The 2,078-nt window shown below is 76.5% G+C and carries 2 protein-coding genes; both read right to left on the bottom strand.

Going from position 1 to position 2,078, the window contains the following annotated elements; genetic code table 11:
* Positions 1–70: 70 nt before the first annotated feature.
* Positions 71–1,054, bottom strand: a complete 984-nt coding sequence (locus ABZ641_RS34545; protein ID WP_359988299.1) for an aldo/keto reductase — start codon at positions 1,052–1,054, stop codon at positions 71–73.
* Between the two features lie 195 nt (positions 1,055–1,249).
* Positions 1,250–2,078 (bottom strand): UbiA family prenyltransferase (locus ABZ641_RS34540; RefSeq protein WP_359988297.1); only part of this gene is annotated, 829 nt, incomplete at its 5' end.

Here is a 2,078-nt window from a genome sequence, read left to right as displayed (position 1 = left end):
CGCGCGGGTGCACCGACCCGCGCGGGTGCGTCGACCCACGCCGGTGCGTCGACCGGGCGGCCGCGGTGGCTCACCAGCGGTCGTGGACCTGCGGGCGGATCCGGCGGTCGTAGAGGTCGCGGACGGCCGTCAGGGTGGCGTCGGAGAGCGGCGGCAGCGCGGCGGCCGCCGCATTGGCGCGGGCCTGCCCCGGGTTGCGGGCACCCGGGATCACCGTGGTCACGCCCGGCTGCTGGACGATCCAGCGCAGTGCCGTCCCGGCCGGGGTGGCACCCTCCGGGGCGAGCGCCGAGAACTCGACGGCCGCCTCGACGCCCGTCGCGAAGTCCACCCCGGAGAAGGTCTCGCCCTGGTCGAACGCCTCGCCGTGCCGGTTGTAGGTGCGGTGGTCGTCCGCCGGGAAAACGGTGTCCCGGGTGTAGCGGCCGGAGAGCAGACCGGAGGCGAGCGGTACCCGGGCGAGGATGCCGACGCCCGCCTCGGCGGCGGCCGGCAGCACCTGCTCCAGCGGCTTCAGCCGGAACGCGTTGAGGATGATCTGCACGCTGGCCACGCCCGGCCGGGCGATCGCCGTCAGCGCCTCGGCACATGTCTCCACGCTGACGCCGTACGCGGCGATCCGCTCCTCAGCCACCAGCGTGTCCAGGGCGTCGAAGACCTCGTCCGAGGAGTACACCGGGGTCGGCGGGCAGTGCAGCTGCACCAGGTCGAGCCGGTCCACACCCAGGTTGGTCCGGGAACGGTCCGCCCAGGCACGGAAGTTGGCGAGGTTGTAGTGCTCCGGCCGCTGCTCGACCCGACGGCCGAACTTGGTGGCGACGAACACCCCCGCGTCCGGACGCTCCTTCAGGTGACGTCCGATCAGCTGCTCGCTCCGGCCGTCGCCGTAGACGTCGGCGGTGTCGAACAGGGTGACACCGCTCTCGACCGCGGCGTCCAGCACGGCAAGGGCGTCCTGCTCGCGGACGTCGCCCCAGTCCGCACCCAACTGCCAGGTACCGAGGCCGACGACGGAGACGGGACGGCCGGTCCGGCCGAGGACACGCTTTTCCATGGGGAGCCTCTCAATGACCAGCGGGAAGGAGGTGCACGATCACCGTCCACCGTACCGAGCGGCCGGGCGGTCGGACGGTGGGCCGGGCGGTCGGACGGTTCCCGGGGTGATGTGCGGGGCAGCGGGCGATGTGCGGGGCAGCGCGGAATAGCGCAGCAGGGCAGCGTGCGGATCGGCGGGCGGTCAGGCGGCCGGTCAGCCGGCGGCCGGGCCGCGGGCGAGCAGGAGGGCGACGTCCAGGCCCGCGACGGCGATGGTGGCGAGGAAGGGGATCCGGCCGGGCGCGATCGGGGCCAGCAGGGCGGTGGCGACGGCGACGGCCAGCGCGACGCCCTCCGCCGGGGGGACGGGCCGTCCCGGGCCGAGGACGAGGACGGCGGTGGCGGCCGAGGTCGCGGCGGCTGCGACCGCGGCGGACGGGCGGCGGCCCAGGCGCTGGGGCAGTCCGAGGACGCCGGCGGCGCGGTCCGCCGGAATGTCGGGGAGGACGTTGGCGAAGTGCGCACCGCAACCGAGCAGCGCCGCCGCGCCCGTCACCCACCAGGGCGGGACGTCTGCCGTGGCGAAGGCCGGCAGCGCCCCGAAGGCCACCGCGTACGGCAGCCAGGAGGCGGCGGTCCGCTTCAGCCGGAGGTTGTAGGCCCAACCGGCGGCAACGCCGGTGAGGTGGGCGGCTCCGGCCCGGGTGCCGCAGGCGAGCGAGAGCGGGACGGCGGCGGCGAGGGCGGCGGCCGCCGCGGTGCCGACCGCCCTGGGGGTGAGGGCACCGGGGGTGAGGGCCCCGCGGGCGAGTGGCTTGTCGGCGCGTCCGGCGGCGGTGTCCCGGGCGGAGTCGATGCAGTCGTTGGACCAGCCGATGGACAGCTGGCCGGCCGCCGTGGCGGCTGCGGTGAGCAGGACGACACCCCTGCTGCGGCCCGCGGCGGCGGCGAGCCCCGCGGCGAAGGCGGTGACGGCGGCGGCCGGGGCCGGGTGGCACGCGGCCAGCAACAGGGCCGGCCGGCGGATCCACCGCCCGGCCGCC

This window comes from Kitasatospora sp. NPDC007106 (assembly GCF_040634455.1).
GTDB lineage: Bacteria > Actinomycetota > Actinomycetes > Streptomycetales > Streptomycetaceae > Kitasatospora > Kitasatospora arboriphila.
This window is presented reverse-complemented; position numbering and strand designations above follow the sequence as displayed.

Coding starts and splice junctions, on each gene's coding strand:
- ABZ641_RS34545 (WP_359988299.1), bottom strand. CDS start 1,054: ATGGAAAAGCGTGTCCTCGGCCGGACCGGCCGTCCCGTCTCCGTCGTC.